16 protein-coding genes are annotated in these 18,503 nt (G+C 50.9%); 3 read left to right on the top strand and 13 right to left on the bottom strand.

From position 1 onward, the window contains the following. Positions 1 to 14: 14 nt before the first annotated feature. From ACYVJM_RS10635 to ACYVJM_RS10585, 11 genes are all read right to left on the bottom strand, one after another. Positions 15 to 884 carry a DUF5694 domain-containing protein gene (locus ACYVJM_RS10635; RefSeq protein WP_461148203.1) on the bottom strand — a complete coding sequence of 290 codons (870 nt, stop codon included), beginning with the start codon at positions 882 to 884 and terminating at the stop codon, positions 15 to 17. A gap of 236 nt (positions 885 to 1,120) precedes the next feature. Next, the gene (locus ACYVJM_RS10630; protein WP_461148202.1) at positions 1,121 to 1,912 is read right to left on the bottom strand and encodes a DUF3108 domain-containing protein; all 792 of its coding nucleotides are present in this window, start codon (positions 1,910 to 1,912) and stop codon (positions 1,121 to 1,123) included. A 36-nt stretch (positions 1,913 to 1,948) separates the two neighbouring features. Continuing rightward, positions 1,949 to 2,995 (bottom strand): aminopeptidase, encoded by a 1,047-nt coding sequence (locus tag ACYVJM_RS10625; RefSeq protein ID WP_461148201.1) that lies wholly within the window; start codon positions 2,993 to 2,995, stop codon positions 1,949 to 1,951. A gap of 110 nt (positions 2,996 to 3,105) precedes the next feature. Continuing rightward, positions 3,106 to 3,747 carry a cysteine hydrolase family protein gene (locus ACYVJM_RS10620; protein WP_461148200.1) on the bottom strand — a complete coding sequence of 214 codons (642 nt, stop codon included), beginning with the start codon at positions 3,745 to 3,747 and terminating at the stop codon, positions 3,106 to 3,108. Positions 3,748 to 3,807: 60 nt separating this feature from the next. Next, complete coding sequence (locus ACYVJM_RS10615; protein ID WP_461148199.1) at positions 3,808 to 4,374, bottom strand: GNAT family N-acetyltransferase; 567 nt, start codon at positions 4,372 to 4,374, stop codon at positions 3,808 to 3,810. 7 nt (positions 4,375 to 4,381) lie between these two features. After that, entirely contained in the window at positions 4,382 to 5,482 is a 1,101-nt protein-coding gene (locus tag ACYVJM_RS10610; RefSeq protein WP_461148198.1) for a mandelate racemase/muconate lactonizing enzyme family protein, read from the bottom strand. A 74-nt stretch (positions 5,483 to 5,556) separates the two neighbouring features. After that, on the bottom strand, positions 5,557 to 6,684 hold the full coding sequence (locus tag ACYVJM_RS10605) for an amidohydrolase family protein (RefSeq protein ID WP_461148197.1): 1,128 nt from the start codon (positions 6,682 to 6,684) through the stop codon (positions 5,557 to 5,559). A gap of 33 nt (positions 6,685 to 6,717) precedes the next feature. Beyond that, positions 6,718 to 7,197 carry a 2-C-methyl-D-erythritol 2,4-cyclodiphosphate synthase gene (gene ispF / locus ACYVJM_RS10600; RefSeq protein WP_461148196.1) on the bottom strand — a complete coding sequence of 160 codons (480 nt, stop codon included), beginning with the start codon at positions 7,195 to 7,197 and terminating at the stop codon, positions 6,718 to 6,720. Further along, positions 7,194 to 7,436 (bottom strand): HEPN domain-containing protein, encoded by a 243-nt coding sequence (locus tag ACYVJM_RS10595; protein ID WP_461148195.1) that lies wholly within the window; start codon positions 7,434 to 7,436, stop codon positions 7,194 to 7,196. The genes ispF and ACYVJM_RS10595 overlap by 4 nt, the downstream gene beginning before the upstream one ends. Continuing rightward, entirely contained in the window at positions 7,433 to 7,786 is a 354-nt protein-coding gene (locus tag ACYVJM_RS10590; RefSeq protein WP_461148194.1) for a nucleotidyltransferase domain-containing protein, read from the bottom strand. The genes ACYVJM_RS10595 and ACYVJM_RS10590 overlap by 4 nt, the downstream gene beginning before the upstream one ends. A gap of 18 nt (positions 7,787 to 7,804) precedes the next feature. Continuing rightward, entirely contained in the window at positions 7,805 to 9,046 is a 1,242-nt protein-coding gene (locus ACYVJM_RS10585) for a M16 family metallopeptidase (RefSeq protein ID WP_461148193.1), read from the bottom strand. A gap of 99 nt (positions 9,047 to 9,145) precedes the next feature. Here ACYVJM_RS10585 and ACYVJM_RS10580 point away from each other — a divergent pair, with 99 nt between their 5' ends. The 3 genes from ACYVJM_RS10580 to ACYVJM_RS10570 all read left to right on the top strand — a co-directional run bounded on the left by ACYVJM_RS10580 (position 9,146) and on the right by ACYVJM_RS10570 (position 15,370). After that, the gene (locus ACYVJM_RS10580) at positions 9,146 to 10,264 is read left to right on the top strand and encodes a tetratricopeptide repeat protein (protein WP_461148192.1); all 1,119 of its coding nucleotides are present in this window, start codon (positions 9,146 to 9,148) and stop codon (positions 10,262 to 10,264) included. Between the two features lie 318 nt (positions 10,265 to 10,582). Continuing rightward, a complete protein-coding gene (locus ACYVJM_RS10575) occupies positions 10,583 to 13,636 on the top strand; it encodes a SusC/RagA family TonB-linked outer membrane protein (protein ID WP_461148191.1) in 3,054 nt (1,017 codons plus the stop codon). Between the two features lie 57 nt (positions 13,637 to 13,693). After that, complete coding sequence (locus ACYVJM_RS10570; protein WP_461148190.1) at positions 13,694 to 15,370, top strand: RagB/SusD family nutrient uptake outer membrane protein; 1,677 nt, start codon at positions 13,694 to 13,696, stop codon at positions 15,368 to 15,370. Positions 15,371 to 15,563: 193 nt separating this feature from the next. On the opposite strand, the gene ACYVJM_RS10565 is transcribed toward ACYVJM_RS10570, so the two are convergent. Together ACYVJM_RS10565 and ACYVJM_RS10560 are read right to left on the bottom strand one after the other, a co-directional pair. Continuing rightward, positions 15,564 to 17,555: a DNA polymerase III subunit gamma/tau gene (locus ACYVJM_RS10565; RefSeq protein WP_461148189.1), complete on the bottom strand. Its 1,992-nt coding sequence runs from the start codon at positions 17,553 to 17,555 to the stop codon at positions 15,564 to 15,566. Positions 17,556 to 17,626: 71 nt separating this feature from the next. After that, positions 17,627 to 18,424 carry an ion transporter gene (locus ACYVJM_RS10560; RefSeq protein WP_461148188.1) on the bottom strand — a complete coding sequence of 266 codons (798 nt, stop codon included), beginning with the start codon at positions 18,422 to 18,424 and terminating at the stop codon, positions 17,627 to 17,629. Positions 18,425 to 18,503 lie beyond the last annotated feature (79 nt).

Genomic DNA, 18,503 nt, shown 5'->3' with positions numbered 1-18,503 from the left:
ACTATTGAAACTGGTTATTTGCAATAGTTCAAAGGCGATACCAGGCTGTAGTCGGGGTTTTCCCGGAAGAGTTCCTGCAGCACACCCACATGCGGTTGTCCAAAGATCAACATTAGTTTCTTGCCCTGGTACTGACGCTGGCTGATCAGGGCGTTACTATAAATTTTCAGGTTTCGATTGTAGAAAAGACTTATAAACTCGGCACCGATGTAGCGTTTATCAATATGGCTGACATCCATAGTGTTTGTCGCTGTTTTTGAGAATTCTCCATCAACTACCAGAGCCGGTAAGTTATAAAACAGGCGATGCGTCAGCGTAATCATGGCTGGCTGATTGAGCTTACGGATGTACTCGTACACCGATAAACTGTCCTGTTGAACCTGCTTTTTCAATGGACGGGCAAGTCCCTGAAACTGTTGCAGGGCTTGCTGATAAAGGTCAATGTTGGTCCCTTTAGTCAGCAGCGACTGCGATGTTGCTTCGTAATGATCCACGCAATAGACGCGCTTGTGCTTTAAGCGCTTCGCCAGTGCAAAACCAACCTGATAGGTCTCACTACGCCCCGAGGGCAAGGCGTCCAATGCCACTTTTCCTGCTGCATATAACGCATATAGACTGTCAATCTGGGGCTGTTCGGCGGGGTCGACCTCAACCATGATCATATCGGGAGCATACGCTTGAAAACAGGTATTGAGTTGGTTGATCTCGGCCTGTTTTTTGGTGCTGTATACATCTGATTTAGGCTGCTGGTTATACAGTTGGCTAAGATGGTCGAAGCCTACGAGCATAACTTGTATAGCAGGTTTATTTTGGGCGTTGCTAGTGGTAACCAGCAGGCCAGACAGGCCGAAAAAGAAGAGAAGCTTGTGGTACAAATGAGTCATATATTAAAACAAAAATCCAAGTTTGATGCTCGCATTCGCGGATTGCTCCGACTGGGTATATTGATCATCACGGAATGGCGAATGTAGTCTGTCAGGGTAAGATAAAGTAGCAGTAGTTACCAAATGGTCTTAAGAATACCTCCAGGCCAGCGGAGTTTTCATCTGGTAATACAAATAGAAACGGGGTCATACAGTATAGACATGTATGACCCCGTTTCGATCAGGACTGACTATCTTTATTTGTAATAGCGTAGTGGTTGCTTTAAACCACCGTCGCGCTTGAGGTCCATTTCCATAGAGCCAACAAAAAAGTCTACTTCTACTTTAATAGGCACTTTATTCGCATCGTCGGATACGAAAATCCGGATAGATTCCTCTTCCTTAATGAGTTTGTTTTGCGGCAGAACCGGATTCAGTTTAATGACATTGATCTTGCCCTGCTTCGTTTTAACAACGTCTTTACCGCGGTAGCGCACCTTCATGTTGTAGACCGTGTCGTCGTAAAAAGCGGGTACTTCAATAACCTGTCCGCTGCTGAGTTTACTAAAGTCGATGGTGCGCAGGAAATAGTACCCGCTGATGAGATCATGAACGTTATCGGGTACCTTAAAAACGTCCTTCTCGGTACGTTCTTCGGCTTTTACCGTGTTCGCTTCGTGGTTGAACGTAATATTTTCTTCCTTACGATAGCTGTTTTCCTGGAGATTGGTATAGAATTTTTGCGGTAGAATGGCCGAGGTGTCAATGTATGACCGCCAGGTATCCCGGATGCGCGTAACGAGATCGAAAGCACCCAGCGTTCGGGCGTCCACATTGACACGATAACAGGGCCGCTCGTTGACTTTGTAAAGCGTTGGGCTAACATCTACCACGGCTTCCGCTGCGTTGATGAACCCATAGTGTACCCGATACTCCAGGTGTTCGCCCGGACCAAAACTGGTGTTGTGCACGCGACGATAGGCATTCATAGCCACAAAGCCTGCGCTTAGTGCAGATAAAATACCGATGCTGATGACTAACTTCTTCATACGAACAACCGCCCAACTGCCGGGCTTTGCTTATGCTTATAGTGATGGATAGGTTTGTTTCAGGTAGGTTAAATACCGTTTGAAATCCCCGCCAAACCGACTCTCAAATTCCTGCCGAAACCGATTCTGCTGTTTTCGATAGGTCAGATAACCAATGAAATACGCATTATTCGGTAAGTTTAGTTTTCCCCAGGACCGCTTTTTTACTGAGCGTGCCTGTGTAGCCGTCCGTTGATCGTTGATCGTGTCCGACGAAACAACGATTTGCCGGATGGTTTGCCACTTCAACGAGTCTTTGACTACCGTTGGCGTGGTTGGTTTAAATGATTTATATAAACTGTCCAGCATTCGGGTGCCGTGCAATATATGCTCATCGTATTTTTCGTAAAACACTTTTGTGGCTAAATAGTCACGGTAGGGTACTGAGTTTTTGCCGTATTTCTGACCCAGAAAGCGTAGTGCTCCGTATTCACCCACAAAATCAGCCAGGTTTTCATTGTATTCAAGACTGTTTTTGATAAACAAAGTACCGTGGGTCAGTTCATGAATAATCAATTCGGCCAGGCTCCCGACGGGCCTATCCAAAAAGCTGGACAGGATCGGGTCATTTAAAAATCCTAATGTTGACCAAGCCGATACTTCACCGATACGCGTATCGAATCCCGCTCGTTGCAACTCCGCTTTAACCGAATCAGCCCGGTCTTTTTCGAAAAAACCTTTGTATGAAAACGTACCGATTATAGGGAAATGCCACTGTTTTGCAATGAGTTGATACGGCTCTGCGGCAGTGACTACCCACAGGATCGGCTTTCCCTGCTGATCGTAAAAAGATTCGTAACTACCCGATTTATCCAACCCAAGCGAGTCGATGGCAAAACGCTTGATTTCCCGGATTAGTTCTATTTTTTGCTTTGTCGAGTCAGGGTAAGCCGGGTCTGCCAGTACATCGGTTACGGGTTTTGTATTCCATAAAAGTTGAACCTGTCCCTTCGCCTGCATCCAGCCATAGCTAACCAGCTCCCATTGCCAGACAACTACCGCCAGTAAAACCCCTACAGAGACAAGAGCAATTTTTTTGATCATAGGTTGGAATAATTCAATACAAAAGTATAAAAAATGAGCCCATGCTATATGAAAAAACCTACAAGGTCTCCGGGACCTTATAGGTTAATGAAAAACGTACTGTATGTGTTTTAGGCCGAATAGCCCCGTGTTTCGACTTCCTGAACCGTCTCGCCGGTCAGCTCATCCAGAAATTGGGTATGGCTCATGGGTTTGGAAAACATCGGGAAGTTTTTGGCGCAGGCAAACGTCTGCTCCTCTTCACTGAGAGTAGCGGTACAGTTGGTCAGGGTAACCACTTCAAAGCCTTTTTCATAACCGGACCGCATGGTCGACTCCACACAGCAGTTGGTCAGGAAGCCGCCCAGCGCGATGGTTTCGATGCCTTTGCTGCGAAGGATAAAATCGAGGTTTGTACTGGCAAACGCATCTAAACCGCGTTTGCCTTCCAGCACAATATCACCGGATTGAGGGGCCATCGAATCAATGATCTCAACGCCCCACGAGCCTTTCCGAAACGACTGGCTGTCCACCACGCCTTTCAAAATGCCATACGGATGCTTTGTAATCTCGAAATAACCCTCCTGAAAGCTAATGGGCGAATGGATAATGATCGCCCCGGCTTCGCGGGCTCTGGCGACTAAATCGAGCGTATTATTCAGCATGTTGGTGGTGTCCATCACCCCTTTAACGGCATCGTGCAGGCTTCCGCCCGGCGACGTGAAATCGTTCTGATATTCGATCAGGACAACGGCTGTTTTTTGCGGATTCATTGCGTTTCTGATTTAAGTTGATTACGTCCAAAAGCCCGATAAGCCTGTCGTTTACTCCACTTACCCAAGGGTTTGCCAGTCCCAGATCACCACCACCCAGGTTTCGCCAATGGCCGAATCGTGAAACTCATGAATACGCTCAAAGCCAACCCGGCTATGGGCCTTTAACGATCGGGTGTTATTCGCCGAAATGTCTGTGATAAGCAACCGAAAACGCTCGCCGTACACGTCGCGGTGGTGCTGGTACATCCGGTCGAACACGCGCTGCCCCCTGTACCCATCAGCTACGCAAACCTGCCCCATGACGTACCAGGGAAATGCGCTCAGGGGCTTGCCCTGATACGTCAGCGAGTCGATGAGGGCGAAAAGAGGGAGCAGTTCCGGAATGTCGCTTCCAAACTCGGGCAGCATCGTCAGGGCGTACCCCACTACTTTATCGCCATCTTTGGCAATGATGCTGGGGGCTGCCTGGTTCATGCGGGTCAGCACAGCGGGGTCGTGCTCGACCGTCACGAAGCCCTGGGCGAGCTGCACATCGAGCGGTACGTTTTTACGAAGATTGGCCTGTTGCAGGTTGAGAATGCCCTGGACGTCGGCGGCTGACTGAACGGTGGTGATGGTGAGCATGTAAACGTCAGGAAATGGTTTTGCGTGGTAATCCAGCGAGAAAGACGGAGTCTATCTCGGCCCCGATTCCCGGCGTGTCGGGAAGCTCAATCTGATAACCGGTATAGGTGATGCCGCCATAAACGGGATCTTCGGCATGTTCAAAACAGGCATCCAGGTCGTAGAAACGAATATTTTGCCGGGCGGCTGCAAAATGGGCGTTAGCCGTTAATGCCAGTCTCGACTCCGACATACACCCAATCATGCAGGGAATTCCGGCGGATTCGCCAATGGCGTTTATCTTCAGGGCGTCGAAAATACCACCACTTTTAGAGAGCTTGATATTGAAATAGTCGACGGCTTCTTCCCGCACGAGCCGGATCGCATCAACGGAGTCGAACAGGCTTTCATCGGCCATAATGGGTACCGTTGTCTTCTGCCGAATCTGCCGTAATCCGGCAATATCGTGCCGTTTGATGGGCTGCTCACAATACTGCACGTTCCAGTCGCCGATAGCGCGTAAGACGCCGGTCGCCGTTACCACATCCCAGCCCTGGTTAGCATCGGTACGGATGGGCGTCGCGTCGCCAATGGCCTCCCGGATGGCTTTGATGCGGGCAATGTCGTCGCGCAGGTTCGTGCCCAGTTTAACTTTTATGGCATCGGCTCCTTTCTTCTGAATACGGAGGGCGTCTTCCACCATGCGTTCCGGCGTGCTGATGTAAATGGTTTCGTCGGTGATGAGTGTTTTTTTTGTGCCGCCCAGAAACTGGTAGAGCGGCATTCTGGCGGTTTTGGCGGCCAGATCGTACAACGCCATATCGAAAGCCGAGCGCGTGGTGGGATGGCCGGGTAAATAGCGGGTAATGGCCGTCAGGCAACCCTCAATATCGAGCGGGTCACGACCGATCAGAAGTTTTGCCATATCGTCGGCAGCCGCCAGTGAGGATGCCTGCGTTTCGCCAACGATCATCCAGAAAGGAGACCCTTCGCCCCAGCCCGTAATGCTTTCGTCGGTCTGTATCTCAACCAGAATATTGCGGGCGTTCTCAATCGTACCAAGCGAAATAGCGATAGGCGCTTTAAGCGGAATGTTGTACTGGTAAAGGGATATTTGGGTTATTTTCATCGAACGTCCGGGCCGGGCTGGAGCCTGGCCATATGAATTTTCATCACGGGCCAAGCTGGAGCCTGGCCCGGACATTATTTTGGAAACTGGCTCTTGTCCAGACCGGGAATGAGCCGCAGTGCGTTTTTGTAGTAGACTTTTTTCAGGATTTCATCCGGTAACCCCATGCCGTACATCCGCCAGAAAGCGTGGTATTTTTTGTGGTAAGGAAAGTACTCATCATCGGTTTCGAGAACGCGGAAATAAGTGGCGTATTCGGACGGTACCCAACTATCCTTCCCGAACAGAATCCGGTCCTGGTATTTCTCGAAGAATTTTCGGCTGGCACGTGGCTGGCGGCCCAGTTCGGCAATGACGGCCCCGATTTCGACGTTCATGTTCGGGAAAACCGTCATTAAACTGTCGAGCTTGTTCAGGTCGTTGGGATACCAGCCCATGTGGGCGGCAATGAAGGTCGTTTTAGGATGCTTTCGAAACACGTTATGCTGCTCGGCAATGAGCTGTTCCCAAGGCACGGGGTCGTTGGCCGCACGTCGGCGACCGCCATGTAATTTGAGTTCGAGCCACCGCTCATTGTAGCGGTCCATCGGGTCCCAGAACGACTTGGGGTCGGCGGTGTGAATCAGCACCGGAACACCCAGTTCGCCACACTTCGCCCAGATGGGGTCAAGGCGCGGATCATCGACCCGAACGCGCTGCCCTGATTCGTCTTTGCTGTTCAGACCCAGATTCTTGAAGATCTTGAGGCCACGAGCCCCTTTTTTTACGTCTTCTTCGAGCAATTTAACCGCGTCTTCCGTCCAGCCTTTCCGGCCAATCTCGTCGAAGTTAAGGTTGGTGAACATTGCCAGTCGTTTGGGCGCTGCTTTAGCCGCATTCGCCATCGCATTGTCGAAAAACTGCGTTCCCTGTGCCACGCTGCCCCAGCCCCGGCCGCTGAGATTGACCATAATACCCATGTTAAGGCTGTCCATCTGCGCCAGCAGCGGCTTCAGGTTTGCCTTGTCCATATCCCACTGGTGATTGTGGACGTCGATGAACGGGAATTTCGAACGGGTCAGTTTATGCTCCGGCACTTTCAGGGTCGAAACAGGATCATATTCCTCGAAGCCCAGGGGCATATCAGGTTGAGCCGGCTTCGACTGCCCGCAGGCAACCAGGCCAGCCAGCAGGAGAGCAGGAAGGTAAATCAGTGATTTCATAGACAGATTGTCTTTGACAGGTTGTCGTTAAAACTAATCCTTAAAGATAAGCGCCACACAATGAGCCGCAATGCCTTCACCCCGGCCCACAAAGCCAATGTGCTCGGAGGTGGTGGCTTTGATGGAAATATCGTCTTCCGGAATAGCCATAACACTGGCCAGACAGGTTTTCATGGCTGGAATGTGTGGGTTGAGTTTCGGCTCCTGCAACACCACCGTTACATCGACATTAGAGATTTTATAGCCCGCTTCCCGTACCATCCGAAGCACTTCGGCCAGCAGCAATTTACTGTCGACGCCCTTCCAGCGCGGGTCTTTGTCGGAGAAATGGTAGCCGATGTTGCGCATGTTGGCGGCCCCCAGGAGGGCATCGCAAAGTACGTGGCACACCACATCGGCATCGGAATGACCCACCGGGCCAAACGTACTCGGAATCTGGATGCCACCCAGCCAGAAGGCGCGGCCTTCTTCCAGCCGGTGTACATCATATCCTTGTCCTACTCGTATTTTCATTTAGCATCTGATCTGTCAACTAATCCTGATTGAACAACATGTTCACCAAGCAGCATTTTTATAGCTGAATGCGATTTTATAGATACGTTTCTACTGGCGAGCAGAGCTCGAACAGCATCAAAATAAACGTAATAAGCGCGTCCTGCCGCACTACGGTAACTTTTGTTTCGTAGTAAATATCGGGAGTCCCTTAAACATGCTTCAGCCAGAAGCGTGTAGGCATTTACATTTTCATTCATATTACCTGTCCTTCCCGGCGAACGTTTTGATAGAGAAACAACTCTGATTGCCGGTATTTTTTTAAGGAAGCAGGCTTGACGGATATTAACGTATGGTGCTTTCCTGAAAGATCATGTACAGTGTCGATCTTAAACTTGATCTCATTAGCTGCCCGTACGTCCATATCATTTAGGACCACCATGTAAGCAATATCCGATTCAGCCCGGTAATCACTCCCGGCATACAACCCGTACAGAATCACCTGAGCCAGACGGTCACCATACAGTTTCGTAAGTGCCTGCTTCACGTCCTGCGATAACGCCTGAAGTTGCTCGGATGATAGGGCTTTCGGTTGATAGGTCGTTTCCATGATGATCTTTGGGCTTGATCAGGCTTCTGCCTGCCGGTAATACAATGTCGAGCAATTGTCTTTCCGGAGCACCTGACGGGCCATTGCCTGAATGGTATCCGGCGTGACGGCCTGAATCTGTTCGGCTTCCTGGTTCACGAAATCGGGGTTGCCTGCGTTGGCTGCATAGGCCAGGTTCATGGCGCGGTTTAGCAGTTCGACCTCCGAGAAGGCGAGTGTCGCTTCGGCCTGGTTTTTTACCTTGGCCAGTTCATCGGCCGGTACGGCCTGATCGATAAATTCCTGCACTACCGATTCCACGGCCGCGTCGGCTTCTTCCAGCGAAACGCCTTTGTTTAAATTACCCTGAATAACCAGCAGGCCGGGGTCGACAGAAGCGGTAATATAGGCGTTTACACTGCTGAACAGCGGATTCGTCCGGAGTAGCTGCTGATACAGGCGGGATGATTTGCTGCGGCCCAGAATATCGCCCATCAGGTCGGCAGAATAAAAACCGGCTTCGAAACGGCCTGGCATATGGTAGGCTTTGTACAGGCCGTTCAGCGGTACTTTGGCTGATGTTTCCAGCTTCCGTGCTTCTGTTTGGGTTGGCTCTGCCGGAAGTTGGCGGACATACGGATCACCAGCCTGAATAGGTGCAAACCACTTGGCGCATAACTGCTTCACCTGCTCAACGGTAACGTTGCCCGCAACAACCAGAATCGCGTTGTTGGGCAGATAGTATTTGAAGAAAAACGACTTTACATCGTCCAGCGTAGCATTTTCGATGTGGCTGATATCCTTGCCAATGGTAGCCCAGCGGTAAGGGTGCTGCTGGTAGGCCAGCGGCCGGAGTTTCAGCCATACATCGCCGTAGGGCTGGTTCAGATACCGTTGCTTGAACTCTTCGATAACCACTTTCTGTTGAACGTCCAGCACCTGCGGGTCGAAGGAAAGGCTCAGCATCCGGTCCGATTCGAGCCAGAAGGCCGTTTCCAGGTTGGCCGCGGGGAGGGTAATGTAATAGTTGGTAATGTCGGGGCTGGTGAACGCATTATTTTCACCGCCTACTTTTTGCAAGGGCTCATCGTAACTTGGAATGTGCCGCGAACCGCCAAACATGAGGTGTTCGAAGAGGTGCGCAAAGCCTGTTTTGGTCGGGTCTTCATCGCGAGAGCCTACATTATACAGTATATTAACGGCCGCCATGGGCGTCGATTCGTCTTCGTGGACGAATACCTGAAGGCCATTATCTAATACAAATTTTTCGTAATGAATCATCGAAAAGCGGTTCCTTGTAGTCTTATCTACGTACTACGTATTGAACAAAAGTAAGGTTCTGGGCGTATAGAATCAAACGACGTAATTTCATCAACCACTTTGTCAATTTTAAAAAATACGCTGCTCATTTTAAGCGGTCTGGTACTTTCCCTTACGGCGCCGGCGCAGGTGCTGACCGATCCGGCCGTTCAGCAAACGGTTCTGAAAACGCTCGACAACATCTACAATCTCGACTTTGCCGAAGCGGACGTACAGATCCGGCAACTTCAGAGTCGTTTCCCGCAGCACCCGATCGGACCTATTTTACGGGCTACCGAACTAGAGTTGCACTACCTGCCGATCCATGAAAACAAGGGCGCTACGGCACAGTTTACGCAGGCCGTTGAGCAGGGGCTGGCGCTGGCCCGGAAAATGCTGGATAGAGACGAGAACGACCCTGAAGGCGTATTTTTTGCCCTAACGGCGCATAGCTACATGGCTTCCCTTTATCACAATAGTAACGAATCGCTGAAAGCCGTTGGCGAGTCGAAAAAGGCGTATAACTACCTCCGGGATGGGTTTGTGCTGATGAATAAGAACCCCGATTTTTACTTCACAACCGGGCTTTATAACTATTACATAGAACGCTACCCAATGGATCATTCCATTGTAAAGCCGTTTCTGGTTTTCTTTGAGTCAGGTGATATGGCTAAAGGGCTGCTTCAGATGGAGGTGGCCGCCAAAAAAGCGTTATTCATGCGTCCGGTAGCCAATTATTATCTGGCGCATGTCTTATTGAAATATGAGATGAACCCCGGTCGGGCGGTTGTTTATGCCAAATACCTGGCCGATAAGTATCCTGACAATCCCCTGTTTGGCATGCTCGGGGCCGAATCACTTCTGCTGGCGGGCCGATACGCCGAAGCTCGCCCGTATGTGCTGCGGTTAAAGAATACGCCGAACAAGCTGGTTCCCATGGCGGTCCACACCTTCACCGGCATGCTGGCTGAATACGCAGATAAAAACGATAAAGAAGCAGCTGAAGCTTATGAAATGGCCCTTCGGATGCCGTTCAACGACCCCTACACAAAAGAATACCACGCCTTCGCCTATGCCGGTCTGGCGCGCATAGCTGACCGCAACAACGATAAAAACAGGGCTAGAAGCTACTACAGAAAGGCACTTACGCTGGCGCAGTACAAAGCCCTGATCCGTGAAGCGAAAGCGTATAAAGGATAAGTGTAAAAGTTCATGATCGCCAGATCGTGTGGATTCAACCGGTGATCGAGCTGAGTAACATTACCGTAATATAGGAGGTCCATCAGTGCAAAAAAGCCTGATGGACCTTTTCGTATAATGGCCATATCGTATAGGGAGTTCCCTGTCCAAAAACCTCTTTCCCGCTCATTTAACGCCTTTTATGTGACGTATGTACTCAAAATGGGCGTAAGTGTAGCAATGAGTGAGTATTTTAAATTTTTTTTATGCTTATTCCTTCTCTTGAAAAAAAATCATTAATAGAAGGAATTTTGCGCTCACACATTAATTACCAACACTATGACGTTTTTTTACCCCTCTTCACCGCCCTTTACTACCAGATGGCGGCTTCTGTTGTATTGTGTACTGGCATTCAGTTCATTGATGACGTATGCCGAACGACCTGCACTGGCTGTTACTGCCAGCGCATATAAGGCAGATGAAACACCGACGGCCGATATAACGATCAGCGGCCGAGTTACGGATGCGACCACCAACGAAGCCCTCGCAGGTTGTAATGTTGTGTTGAAAGGTACCCAGAAGGGCACAACGACAGATGCCAGCGGGAATTACAAGCTAGTGGTGCCCAATGGAAATGCTGTTTTGGTATTCGGGTTCATCGGCTTCATTTCGCAGGATGTGCCGGTTGGTAACCAAACGGTTATCAATGTGTCATTGAAAGCGTCGGCTTCGGAGCTGTCGCAGGTTGTTGTTATCGGGTACGGTACCACCACCAAGAAAGACGTGACCGGATCGCTCAAAACAATCAAAAGCACAGATTTTAACCGGGGCATCATTAACTCCCCCGAACAGCTTTTGCAGGGTAAGGTAGCCGGTGTAAATGTTACCTCGGCCAGTGGCGAGCCGGGGGGCGTGCAGAATATTACAGTACGTGGGCCGGGTGGCGTTCGGACGGGTAGTACCCCGCTCTTCGTACTGGATGGTATCGCACTCGACAATTCGAGTACGGGAGGTGCTACCAACCCACTCAACTTTCTGAATCCGCAGGACATTGAATCCATCGACGTGCTTAAAGATGCCTCTGCAACGGCTATTTATGGGGCACGGGGTGCTAATGGCGTGATCCTGATCACGACCAAAAAAGGCAAAGCGGGTGCAACAAACCTCACCCTTTCCTCGAATGTAGGCATCTCGAACATGGCCCGTCCGCTGCCGCTATTTTCTGCCGATGAGTACAAAAATCAGGTGGCCGCTCTGGGGGGTGTTGTCGATGACCAGAAAGCCTCAACGGACTGGCAACGCGAAATCAGCCGGACGGCCATCACGCAGAATCATAATCTGTCCTTTGGCGGTGGCGCCGACCGGCTGACCTACTATGGTTCCATTGGGGTGCAGGATCAGCAGGGTATCCTGAAAAACAGTAGCCTCAAACGGTATACCGCCCGGTTCAACGCGTCGCAGAAGTTCATGGAAGACCGGCTGGTGCTGGATGTGAACATGACGGCTTCGCAAACAGTCAACGAGCGTCCGCCCATCGAAGGGATTATCGGAGCGGCCCTGTCGGCCAACCCAACGTATCCATCTCGTGATGCCAATGGTAATCCGGCCCGCTATCAGGCCTTCACCAACCCATTGCTGGCACTGGACCTGAATAAGGATGTGACAACCATCAACCGGGTTGTCGCTTCGATATCACCATCGTATAAGATCACCAATAATCTGGTGTACAAGCTAAATCTGGGCGTCGATAACTCCAGCTCCACCCGCGATCAGCAAGTGTATGCCAGTACAGTTCCCCAGCAGGATGGCCGTCTGGACGCTACCTACCTGAACAACCGGAACGTGCTGGTCGAAAACTACTTCACGTTCACCAAAAACTGGACCGATCATAGCCTGACGGCTTTGCTGGGGCATTCGTATCAGAAATTTACGATACAGGGACGCAACTGGAGCATCAACAAATTTCCGGTGTCGCCCATTGAACCCGCCAACAACCCCGGTCTGGGTCAGGATTTGACGCTGGCTAATAACCGCCCCGGCGGTTATGCGATCATTAACGAACTGCAGTCGTTTTTCTCACGGGTCAATTACGCTTACAAGGATCGGTATCTGTTCACGGCCACTGTTCGGGCCGATGGATCGAGCAAATTCGGCGCAAACAATAAGTACGGTGTTTTCCCTTCGTTCTCGGGCGGCTGGCGGCTGTCTGAGGAAGGATTCCTCAAATCCGGGCCATTCTCGGATCTGAAACTGCGGGCTGGCTGGGGACAAACCGGTAATCAGGAAATTCCGTCGAAGATTACACAGGCCCTGTTTACGTCGAACGTATCGGCGTCAACCAGTTACCCGCTCGATGCATCGACCAACTATCCTGCAGGTACTACCTACACTCGTCTGGCCAATCCGGACATTCAGTGGGAGGTGTCGACCCAAACCGATTTAGGACTCGATTTTGGTTTGTTCAGGGGGGCGCTGACGGGCTCCGTCGATTACTTCCGTAAGATATCCGGCAAGATTCTGCTCGAAGTCATTCCATCCGATCCGATTCAGCCCGCTTCCACCTACTGGACCAACGTGCCGAACATGAGCATTACCAACCAGGGTCTTGAACTTGACCTGAATTACCGGTATACAGCAAACAGCGGGTTCCGGTTCGATATTGGCGGTAACGTTACGTTCATTAAAAATGTGGTCAATAATTCTCCTTACACGGTCATCACATCGGGGTCAGCATCGGGACCCGGCTTAACATCGGCTACGGTAAACGGCTACGTGAACGGACAACCCATCGGGACGTTCTTCCTGCGCGAATACCTGGGTGTTGACGATAAAGGGGTGAACCGCTTCAGCGACATTGACGGCGATGGAATCGGCGGGACCGACAAAGACCGGATTGCGGCTGGGAGTGCTTTGCCAACCCGCCAGTTCAACCTTAATTTCAGCACGGCTTATAAAGGCTTCGATTTGACGGCCAACTTTAACGGGGTATCGGGCAACAAACTTTACGACAACACGGCTAACGCTTTCTTCTACAAAGCGCGGCTGGTAAAAGGCCTGAACGGCCCGGCTGAAGCGGTTGGCGAACCAAATGAGTCGATCAATAACCCGGCTCCTGTTTCAACGCGCTTCCTGCGTGACGGTGGTTTCTTCCGACTCAATAACCTGTCGCTGGGGTACAACCTGAGCCCCCGTACTATCGGGATGAACCGCTGGATTTCTAATATCCGGCTTTCGGTAACCGGCCAGAACCTGTTTGTCATCACGAAGTACAAGGGCTATGACCCCGAAGTAAACATAGATAGGACGGTTAATGGGATCTCGTCGTACGGGATTGACTACCTCAGCTATCCCAAAGCGCGTTCGTTTGTGTTTGGCTTAAATCTCACTTTTTAACCTATGCCATTGATTGGTAGACCTTAGTACGTCGTCTGATAACCAATGTATTATACTATGAAAAAGATATTTCTCAGCTCGCTGGCTATTCTCAGCCTGCTTTTTCTGGATAGCTGTACGAACTTGGTCGAGCAGGTGCTGGACGAGTCGTCAGTTACCGGCCAGACCGACAAACAACTGGCGGATGGCAACATTGCTCCGGTATATGCTCGTCTGGTCGACATTTTCAACCATACGAACTATTTTACCATCCAGGAAATTTCCACCGACGAAGCCATCTTGCCTTATCGGGGTGGTACCGACTGGGGCGATAATGGTATCTACGTCGCTATGCACCAGCATACGCACACCAGTACGGACCCTAACCTGCGCAGCACCTGGTTGTTATTGACGCAGGAGGTATCAAGGGCGGTGTCGGCCATGAGCGCGCTGCCTACCGTAAATGACCCGAATGCCAAAACCTATCTGGCCGAAGCAAGGGGCATGCGGGCTTATTATAACATGGTGCTGCTGGATCTATTTGGCGTGGTATTCGTAAAAGAAGACCCGCAGGGTATTTCTCAGGTGCTCCGGGGCGAACCGGCTTATGAGTACGTGAAAAACGAATTACTGGCCGTTGAACCCAGCCTGCTGACCACAGTTGGCCCCGGACGCTTAACCAAAGGAGCCGCATGGGGCCTGCTGGCGCGGCTGTATCTGAATGCCGCCGTGTATCGCGATCGGTATGCTGCCAGCTTTACCTTTAAGCCGGAAGATATGGATAAGGTGGTAGAATACTGCGATAAGGTGATCAGCTCAGGACAGTATCAGTTGTCAAACGATTATTTCTCCATTTTTAACTCCGACAATCACGACAATAAAGAACTGATCTTCGCGGTTGACCAGCGCGCTGAACTGAATGGGCATAACCGTCTGGCCTATTTCTCGCTATCGGGCGACCAGTTCCCTCTCCCGGCTTACCCGGCTGCTAATGGTACCGACGGGCCAGCCATCACCCCTGATTTCTACCGCAGCTGGACATCGGCTTACGCTCCTCTTGATCCGGCTGGTACGGATCCTCGCTTTTTCAAGCAGAACTGGACTATTCCGGCCGATTCGTGCATTAGCGATGCTAATTTCAATTATAACCGGGGAATCTTACGCGGACAGCAGTATGGTCTGTTGCGGGTTAATGGTGCCTTTACGCGTTGTGGCAGCAATTATAAAGTTGGTAAGCTCTTTAGCGTGACCCGCAACCGGCCCACACTAGCTGTTGACTTTACGGAGCAGGTTGACTTTTCGGTGGCGGGTAGTAATTATAACACCGGTTACCGGGTGTTGAAGTATGAATTCAGTAAAAAATCGCAGTCGGGACGAAACTTTGGTGATGCCGATATTTCCATCGTGCGTTTAGCTGATGTGTATCTGATGCGGGCGGAGGCTAAACTCCGTAAAAGCAATGATGTGGCCAGCGCCCTGGCGGATGTAAATCTGGTTCGGGCATCGCGCAAATCCTCAACGCCAGCTCCCGCTCTAACCGCCATGAACCTCGATCTGCTGCTGCGCGAACGTGGCTTCGAGTTGTACTGGGAAATGGTGCGCCGGACAGACCTGATTCGTTTTGGCAAGTACGAAGGGCTATGGACCGAAAAGACCAATACCGATAAGTTCAAGCGGGTGTTCCCCATTCCGCAAACCGCTATCGACGGCGCATCGAACCTGCCGGGTTATTTGAAACAGAACGATAGCTACTAAATCTGAGCCGAAATTTGAACAAGATTTGAAGGATTAAACAAGATTCTCGGCTATCAATAGATAAGGAGTGCGTCTGAAGATACTCCCTCAAAATGTGAAAGGATTAAACAGGAGCAGAAATCAGGTAGAGCCTGTTCGCTGATCTTGTTTAATCCTTCGAATCTTGCTAAAATCCCGCCGGGCGGCCCGGCGGTCAGTAATCAACTTCCAGGTTCAGTACTTTCCTTAACTCGTGAAGGGCCGGGTTCTTTTCGGCGAGGTAATTGAATTTATCCTGCGAGCTGTAAATCATCTTTTTAACTTCCTGCACCGTCACCTGGTGCTCCAGCTGAATCTGGCTGTTCTGCAATTCGGTACGGAGGTAGCCTAATAACTCTGGTTTTACCTCGGTCAGGTAACCCACTTGCAGCGTGTTGTCGAGCGTAATATGGATAGTTGTTCCTTTCAGATCAATATCCCGATTGAGAATGAGTTGCTCCGAGGCCGAATCGTTCTGCTGATGCCTTATTTTCGAGAAAGCACGCCATACCGCCTGTAAATCATCAAACGTAAACGGTTTATCCGGCCGGGTTGGAGCCGTCGAAATGACCTCCGCCACGGCATCGGCTGACGGCTGAACCGGTCCCGTGGTCAGCGGAACCGTCGACCGTAGTCGGCTGGTAGCAGGCCGCTGGGGCGGAGCGATCTGTGGTTTCGTCCGAACCTCTGGCATCACTTTCGCTGTAGGCAGAGCCGTAGCCGAATCGATTAGGCTGGCTGGTCGGTCGGGCGTTGTAACCGGAGTTACCACCGCCACTGGTGAGGCTACCGCCGGGGCTGAAGCCAAATGACCATTTCCATTAGCCGCAACGGCATAGCCATTTGATTGAGGTTGCCCATTCGTGGCAACGCCGTTTGTCGGCTGATAGCCGTTTACGGGTTCGCTCGTGATGGGGTGACTTTCGACTAGTTGAGGGTTAGTTGGCGCTTGCCGGGACTGTTGTTCGCCGTTTTTTTTTTCGTCCCCCGGTTCCGGGGTAGAAAAGCGTTCGGTCGAGTGCGTTCCATTCTGCGGTAGGCTCAACTCGGGCATGGCGTCCCAGTTGAGCAGATTGCGCAGGTTGGCCAGCTTCATCAGCCAGAGTTCGGTGTGTAGCCGTTGGTCTTTGGCCTGTTTGTAATTCATATCGCACTGCCCGCCCAGGCTCAGCGCCGACAGCAGAAACGACATGGGAGCCCGCATAGCCTGGTCGAGGTATTGCTTGCGGACATTCTCCGTTACCTGCAGTAACTGAACGGTAGCCGCATCCTTACAAACGAGCAGATCCCGAAAGTGGCGGCACAGGCCCACAATAAACTGGTGCCCATCGAATCCTTTCCGCAGAATCTCGTCGACCGTCAGCAGACTTTGCGGGAGCTTGCCCGCCAGTAACAGGTCCGTTAATTTGAAATAATAATCGTAATCGAGAATGTGCAGGTTGTCCAGCACTTCCTTATACCGAATGACCCGGTCGGCGGCAAAGGTCACGTTCAGGTCGAACATCGACAGGGCATCGCGCAGGCCGCCATCTGCCTTCTGGGCAATCAGGTCGAGGGCTTCCGTTTCGGCAGTAATACCTTCTTTACCGGCAATGTTTGCCAGATGGCTGGCGATGTGCTGCGGCTGAATCCGGTTGAAGTCGAAAATCTGACAGCGCGACAGGATCGTTGGCAGGATTTTGTGCTTTTCGGTTGTGGCCAGAATAAAAATGGCGTAGGTAGGGGGCTCTTCCAGCGTTTTCAAAAAAGCGTTGAAAGCCGCCGACGAGAGCATGTGAACCTCGTCAATGATATAGATCTTGTACTTTCCTGACTGGGGCGGGTAGCGCACCTGATCGATCAGGTTACGGATATCTTCAACCGAGTTATTGGAAGCCGCATCCAGTTCATGGATATTGAAGGATGCATTCTGGTTAAAACTCACGCACGATTCGCAGGTATCGCAGGCTTCACCTTCGGCAGTCAGGTTCTGGCAGTTGATTGTCTTGGCCAGAATCCGGGCACAGGTGGTTTTGCCGACACCCCGCGGTCCACAAAATAAAAACGCCGACGCCAGGTGATTGGTCTTGATCGCGTTCTTTAATGTGGTAGTGATGTGTTCCTGCCCAACGACCGTGTCGAAGGTAGCCGGGCGATACTTGCGGGCCGAGACCACGAAATTTTCCATAGTCAAAGTTAGCAACGGTGGGGGTGAAAGGCAAATGTGGTTTTGTTGGATTGACGCCACCAAATATCAAATCAAATTTCCTTCCCACAATGGGGACATACTTTTCGCTGTGGGATTTTGCGGTCGCGGATGTGTTCGTTGAAGCCGGATACCAGAATACCGGTTGGTAAGGCAAACAGCCCAATACCTACAATAGCTGTAATACCACCCAGCAGTTTACCCAAGGGCGTTATTGGGTGGATGTCGCCGTAGCCAACGGTTGTCATGGCGGTAACCCCCCACCACATGGTCGCCGGAATGCTTGAAAACTTATCGGGCTGGGCCGGGTGCTCGACGTAGTACATCACACTCGACACGATTATCAGCATGAAAATGACGAGCATTGTACTAAGAATCAACTCCTCCTTTTTATCCGTTACCACACTCTGAATCATGCGGAAAGCGTGGGAATAGCGCGAAATACGGAAGAGCCGGAAAATACGAAATAGCCGCAGGATACGAACAATGGCCAGGTCGGTAGCAAAGAGGGTAAAATAGAAAGGGAAGATAGCCAGGAAATCAATGATGGCGCTGGTAGAGAAAATGTAGCGCAAGCGTCCCCAAAACCAGTGGTTGTACTTTTCGTTCTCGACGCAGACCCAGATGCGCAGCACGTACTCAATGGTAAAAAAAATTACAGAGAATACTTCGAAGTCGGTGAAGACAACTGCAAACCTTCGGTCGTATTCAGGTACGGTGTGGAGAACAATAGCAATAGCATTCAGCGTAATAATAGTAATCAGAAGCAGGTTGAAGGCGAGGCTCATTCCCCGGCGTTTTCCTGCCGAGGTTTCGAGAACCCGGTATAACGATCTGCGGAAGTTTAGCATAGTAAGAACGGAACGGTCGGTCGTTCTGCAAGCTACTAAGCAAAGGCCCAACTTGTACTGCGTTCGGTGCGAAGGTGTT

The organism is Spirosoma pulveris (assembly GCF_054781875.1).
The sequence above is the reverse complement of the archived record's forward strand: the minus strand, read 5'-3'. Positions and strand labels throughout refer to the sequence as shown.